The organism is Mesorhizobium sp. P5_C1 (assembly GCF_054049815.1).
This window is the reverse complement of the sequence record NZ_JBFULQ010000363.1, coordinates 1-5818: the sequence shown is the minus strand read 5'-3', so window position 1 is coordinate 5818 and position 5818 is coordinate 1. Positions and strand designations below refer to the sequence as shown.

Below are 5818 nucleotides of genomic sequence, written 5' to 3'. Positions count from 1 at the left end.
CGCCATGCTCCGGCCTCGGGTCTGGCGCTTTGCCGCACCTTGGTGTCGACCGGGTTGACCGAGATTGCCTTCACCTCGACCAGCAGGTCACGACCTTTCGGCTCGGGCCTGGGCAAATCGATATCGACCAGGGAGGTCTCATCGCTGATGGGGGCTGGGATTTGATAGCCGACGGCGCGCATTTTGGTCTCCGCGATTGCTCTTGAGTGTTGTTCAGAGCAGAGATGCGGATTATGTGCCGGAAGCGCAAGAATGCACATATAAAGCACATAGTGTCGAAAAGGATACCGTCATGCCGCGCATTCGCCATGAGCGATTCGATTGCAGCCCCGGCTGCACGGTGGAGGGAACACTCCGCTACATCGACGGAAAGTGGAAAGGCGTCGTGCTCTATCATCTGTTCGAGGGCACGATGCGCTTCAACGAGATCCGCCGGCGCATTCCGAACTGCACGCAGCGCATGCTGACCAACCAGCTCCGCGAACTGGAAGCCGATGGGCTGATTGCGCGCAAGATCTATCCTGAAGTGCCGCCGAAAGTGGAGTACAGCCTGACGCCGCGCGGCAGAAGCCTGGAACCGGTGATCACCGCGCTCAAAGTCTGGGGCGATGCCAATGTCACGCTGGCGCCGGAGGCTTCCCAGGCTGCAGCTTGAGACGACGAGCGAGGTCCCGGAATGGCTTCCGGGGATCACTTGGCCTGGGAAATCACTTGGCTTGGGAGATCACTTGGCTTGCGGAACGATCGATCCCGATGATGGCGCGGACAGTGCGCCCAACACGGCCGGACCACCCTGCAGCACATTCAGGTCGACATCGCCGTTGATGCCGTCGACGCGTCCCTTGTTGTGGTACTGCCAGTAGATCCAGTCGCCGCGATCCGGCTGCAGCAGCAACGAGCGAAGCCAGAGCGGCCGGGCGGGGATGCGCCCGGCATAGGCCTGCTCAGCCTCGTCGGTCAGATAGACAATCGCCGGCTTGCCGAACGCGGCCTCGACTGGAGCGAGGAACGCGGCAAGTTCTGCGTTCAGTTGCTCGGGTGTTGGCCGCTGCGGGCAATTGCCGCCGAACTCGATGTCGACGACCGGCGGCAGCAAGGGCTGGTCGTGCGGCACCACCGAGATGAAATTCTTCGCCTGGTCGGCACCAGGCCGACAGAAGGTGAAGAAATGATAGGCGCCGACGGCAAGTCCGGCCGCGCGGGCCTCACGCAGATTGGTGGAGAAGGCATCGTCGACATGATCGCCACCTTCGGTCGCCTTGATGACGGCAAAGGCGACGTCGGCGGCGGCAACGCGGCGCCAGTCGATCTGGCCCTGGTGATGGGAGACGTCGATGCCCCGCACCGGATATTTGCCGCGGTCTGGCGAGAATGCCCTGAAATAGAGATAGCCGCCCGCAGCGATGAAACACACCAGGACCAGGCTGGCCAAACCCAAAAGGACGATCCGGTTCTTCAAACGAATGGCCCCTGCCTACCCCCGCTCTTTTAAGAGCCTGCCCTTCTCGCGCGACCAGTCGCGCTGCTTCTCGGTTTCTCGCTTGTCGTGCAATTTCTTGCCGCGRCCGACGGCGAGCAGCAGCTTGGCGCGACCCTGATCGTTGAAATAGATCTTCAGCGGCACCAGCGTCATGCCTTCGCGGTCGACGCTCTGTGCCAGCTTGGCCATCTCGCGCTTGTTGAGCAGGAGTTTGCGGCGGCGGCGGGGCTCGTGGTTGAAGCGGTTGGCCTGCAGATACTCCGGCAGGTATGAATTGATCAGCCAGATCTCGCCGCCTTCGACCGAGGCATAGCTGTCCTGGATGTTGGCCTGGCCCTGGCGCAGCGACTTGACCTCGGTGCCGGTCAGCACCAGGCCGGTCTCGATCGTGTCGAGCACCTCATAGGAAAACCGCGCCTTGCGGTTTTCCGCAACGGTCTTGTTGTTGGGATCGGCTTTTCTGACTTGATTCATGATGTGGAGAGGTGGCGCCTCATCCCTAGTTTATCAAGCCGGCGTGCTTCATCGCCGCATCGATCCTGTCGGCGGTCGACTGTTCGACGGTCATCAGCGGCGAACGCAGCACGTTCTCGACCTTGCCCAGCTTCGACAGCGCATATTTCGCGCCGGAAACGCCGGGCTCGAGGAAGATCGCCTTGTGCAGCGGCAGCAGGCGGTCCTGCAGCTCCAGCGCCTTGGCGCTGTCGCCAGAAAGCGTTGCTTCCTGGAATTCGGCGCAGAGCCGCGGCGCGACATTCGACGTCACCGAAATGCAGCCGACGCCGCCATGCGCGTTGAAGCCGAGCGCCGAAGCGTCCTCGCCCGAAAGCTGGATGAAATCCTTGCCGCACGTGGCGCGCTGCTCGGAAACCCGCTCGACCTTGCCGGTGGCATCCTTGACGCCGATGATATTCTTGAAGTCGTGCACCAGCTGGCCCATCGTCTCCGGGCTCATGTCGATGACCGAGCGCGGCGGGATGTTGTAGATGATGATCGGCAGGCTGGTTGCCCTGGCGACGGCGGCGAAATGCGCGTAGAGGCCGCGTTGCGTCGGCTTGTTGTAATAGGGCGTGACGACGAGTGCGGCGTCGGCGCCGGCCTTCTCGGCATATTGCACCAGCCCGACCGCCTCCTCGGTGTTGTTGGAGCCGGCGCCGGCGACGACCGGTGCGCGGCCCTTGGCCACCTCGATGCAGACCTTGACGACATGGCGGTGCTCGTCATGCGACAGCGTCGGCGACTCGCCAGTGGTGCCGACGGGGACCAAGCCCGTCGTGCCCTCGGCGATCTGCCAGTCGACGAACGCGCGAAAGGCTTTCTCGTCGAAACGCCCGCTCTTTTCGAACGGTGTCACGAGCGCAGTAAGCGAGCCTCTCAGCATGTCGTCCAACTCCTTGGCACTTCTTTGTTCATGCATATCGATGTCCCTAAAACCGGTACCCACTTTTAGGCGACATGCATCGGTGTTTCATCGTGCGCGCCTTCTAGCCGAAAGCGAAGCCGCGCACCATAGTCTCGACATTGTTGCGCGGCAAGCATTGCCATGGTGCCAGCAAGCGCAATTCGAACGACCGCGCTAACTCTTTGTTTACGGGCTCTTCACGACCTAAGTTTAGGCTTCGAAGCCTCTGCGCCTGCTGGTAGAATGCCAGGACAAGGAAAGACGAAAAGACCATGCCGACAAGTCGGCCTCACCTCTTCGCGCTGCTTGGCGCCACGCTCGCGCTGATGCCGGGCATGGCGATCGGCGGCAGCGTCGATGTGCAGGTCACCTCGACCATCCCGATGCCGGGCCTGCAGGCCGAGGCGCCACAGGACGCCTCGCCAAGCGTCGCCCTGTTGAAAAGCGGGCTGGATGCGCTGGCGGCTGGCGACATTCCCGGCGCCCGCGCCGTGCGTGATGCCCTTCCCGGCCACACGCTCGACAAGCATATCCTTGCCTGGGCGATCGCGCTCTACGGCGGTGACAAGGTTCCGAGCGGCGATATTGCCGCCGCCGCGAAGATGCTGCCCACCTGGCCCGGCACCGTCGCCTTGCGCAAGAACAGCGAGCGCGCGCTCTATCGCGAAAACCCTGCCCCCGATACCGTCATTGCCGCGTTCGACGGCAGCCAGCCGCAGACATTCGAAGGCGTGATGGTTCTCGCCCGCGCCTATGTGGCGTCGGGCAATGCCAAGGCGGCGCGTTCGGTGCTGTCGCCGTTCTGGCGTACCGCGATCCTGGAGGCCAAGGACGAGGCGGCGCTGCTCAAGGAATTCGGCAGCCTGATTCCGGCCGCCGACCACCGTTTTCGCATGGAGCGCATGTTCTATGCCGATCGGGCGAATTCGGCGCAGCGCGTCGCCGGCCTCGCCGGTGCCCAGCAGCTTGCCGACGCCTGGGCGGCGGCGGACAGAGGCGACAAGAATGCGCCGAAACTGCTCAAGGCCGTGCCGGCGGCGCAGCGTTCAGCCGGCTACTTCTTCGCGCAGGCCGAATATCTGCGCAAAAAAGAGAATTTTGCCGACGCCGCGGCTGTCGTGATGCAGGCACCGACGGATCGCGAAGCTTTGGTCGATCCGGACGCCTGGTGGGTCGAGCGCCGGGTGTTGTCGCGCGAACTGGTCGACCAGGGCGACATGAAGACGGCCTACCAGATCGTCGCCACGCATGCCGCCGAAAGCGCCACCAATGCGGCGGAGGCCGAGTTCCATGCCGGTTGGTATGCGCTGCGTGGCCTGAACGATCCGAAAACCGCGGCAACGCATTTTGCGCGCATCGCCGACCTCGCCCAGGGACCGATGACGCTGTCGCGCGCCTACTACTGGCTCGGCCGGGCGGCGGAAGTCGGCGGCCCGGGCAGCGCCAAGGACTATTTTGCGCGCGCCGCTGCCTACGGCACGACATTTTACGGCCAGCTTGCCGCCGAACGCGTCGGCCGGCAGGCGCTCAACATTGCCTACCCGCAGCCCGATGCAGCCGACCGGCAGAATTTTGCCGGCCGCGAGGCCGTCAGCGCCATCAAGCGGCTGCAGGAGGCGGGCTACGACCGCTATGCCGAAACGCTCTATCGCGACCTTGCCGGGCAGTTGACCAGCCCAGGCGAACTGGCGCTGCTCGCCGTCTTGGCGGAAAAGCAAGGCAACCATTTCATGGCGCTGAAAGTCGGCAAGATCGCTGGCGCGCGCGGCATCGATGTCGGCGCACTGTCGCATCCGCTCGGCGTCATTCCCGATTCGGCCAACATTTCCGGCTCGGGCAAGGCGCTGGCCTATGCGATCGCCCGCCAGGAAAGCGAATTCAACATCGGTGCCGTGTCGAGCGCAGGCGCTCGCGGACTGCTGCAGCTGATGCCGGGCACCGCCAAGCAATTGGCGAAGAAGGCCGGTTTGCAATTCTCGCAGACACGGCTGACCACCGACGCCGGTTACAACGCGACGCTTGGTTCGGCCTTCCTCGGCGAGCAGCTCGACCGCTTCAACGGCTCCTATGTGCTGACCTTCGCCGGCTACAATGCCGGTCCCAACCGGGCCAGCCAGTGGGTCGCGAAATACGGCGACCCGCGCGGAAAGGACATCGACGCCGTCGTCGACTGGATCGAACGGATTCCCTACACGGAAACAAGAAGTTACGTGCAGCGCGTGATGGAGAATTACGAGGTCTACAAGATGCGTATTTCCGGCAAATACGACATCGTTGGAGATCTCGTGAACGGGCGCGGCTGACGCAGCCGACCCCTCAAGAGGCGTCGCCGAAGCTGTCGATTCTGCCTCTGCGGATCGGCGGCTCTCTCCAACCCAATCTCAATTTGACCCCACCTTCCCTCGCCTATAGCAGTCGGAAGACAATCAGGCAGGCGGAAGGAATCGCGTCCAGATGTCGAGCAGTGAAGGTTTCTCCGATTTTTTCTACAGCGCGCCGGATGGGCTAAACCTTCACGCGCGCGTCTATGGTGACGTGAATGCCGGTCCTTGGCCGGTCGTCTGCCTGCCCGGCCTGACCCGCAACGCACGGGATTTTCATGAACTCGCGCTCTATCTTTCGRCTCGAGCTCAGGCTCCGCGCAAGGTCGTTGCCTTCGATTATCGCGGGCGCGGGCAGTCCGCCTACGATGCCGATGTCGGTCGTTACAATGTCGGCGTCGAAGCCGGCGACATCCTTGCCGGGCTGGCGGCATTGGAAATAGAGGCGGCCGCCTTTATCGGAACATCACGCGGCGGGCTGATCATCCATGTGCTCGGCATGATGCAGCCGGCTATCCTGAAAGCCATTGTTTTCAACGACATCGGGCCGGTGATCGAGGCGGCCGGTCTCGCCCATATCAAGTCCTATCTTGAACGGACACCGAACCCCAGAAC

Annotated in this window: 6 protein-coding genes and 1 pseudogene; 3 read left to right on the top strand and 4 right to left on the bottom strand. The window is 63.1% G+C overall.

The annotated features are described in order from the left end of the window. Positions 1–182, bottom strand: a pseudogene (locus ACXJ7R_RS23120) (zinc-binding alcohol dehydrogenase family protein); the annotation flags it as partial. A gap of 110 nt (positions 183–292) precedes the next feature. On the opposite strand from ACXJ7R_RS23120, the gene ACXJ7R_RS23115 reads away from it, so the two are divergent. Next, complete coding sequence (locus ACXJ7R_RS23115) at positions 293–655, top strand: winged helix-turn-helix transcriptional regulator (RefSeq protein ID WP_167392168.1); 363 nt, start codon at positions 293–295, stop codon at positions 653–655. Positions 656–724: 69 nt separating this feature from the next. Here the strand turns inward: ACXJ7R_RS23115 and ACXJ7R_RS23110 are convergent, their stop codons facing one another. The 3 genes from ACXJ7R_RS23110 to dapA are packed head-to-tail and all read right to left on the bottom strand — an operon-like array spanning position 725 to position 2861. Further along, complete coding sequence (locus ACXJ7R_RS23110; RefSeq protein ID WP_457153875.1) at positions 725–1438, bottom strand: glycoside hydrolase family 25 protein; 714 nt, start codon at positions 1436–1438, stop codon at positions 725–727. A gap of 36 nt (positions 1439–1474) precedes the next feature. Beyond that, positions 1475–1954 (bottom strand): SsrA-binding protein SmpB, encoded by a 480-nt coding sequence (smpB, locus tag ACXJ7R_RS23105; protein ID WP_013896388.1) that lies wholly within the window; start codon positions 1952–1954, stop codon positions 1475–1477. 25 nt (positions 1955–1979) lie between these two features. Further along, complete coding sequence (gene dapA / locus ACXJ7R_RS23100) at positions 1980–2861, bottom strand: 4-hydroxy-tetrahydrodipicolinate synthase (protein ID WP_457153876.1); 882 nt, start codon at positions 2859–2861, stop codon at positions 1980–1982. A 293-nt stretch (positions 2862–3154) separates the two neighbouring features. Here dapA and ACXJ7R_RS23095 point away from each other — a divergent pair, with 293 nt between their 5' ends. Together ACXJ7R_RS23095 and ACXJ7R_RS23090 are read left to right on the top strand one after the other, a co-directional pair. After that, positions 3155–5185, top strand: coding sequence for a lytic transglycosylase domain-containing protein (locus tag ACXJ7R_RS23095; protein WP_457153874.1), 2031 nt, complete (start codon positions 3155–3157; stop codon positions 5183–5185). Between the two features lie 151 nt (positions 5186–5336). Further along, positions 5337–5818, top strand: a 482-nt coding sequence (locus ACXJ7R_RS23090; RefSeq protein WP_457153873.1) for an alpha/beta fold hydrolase, incomplete at its 3' end; no start/stop codon positions are given.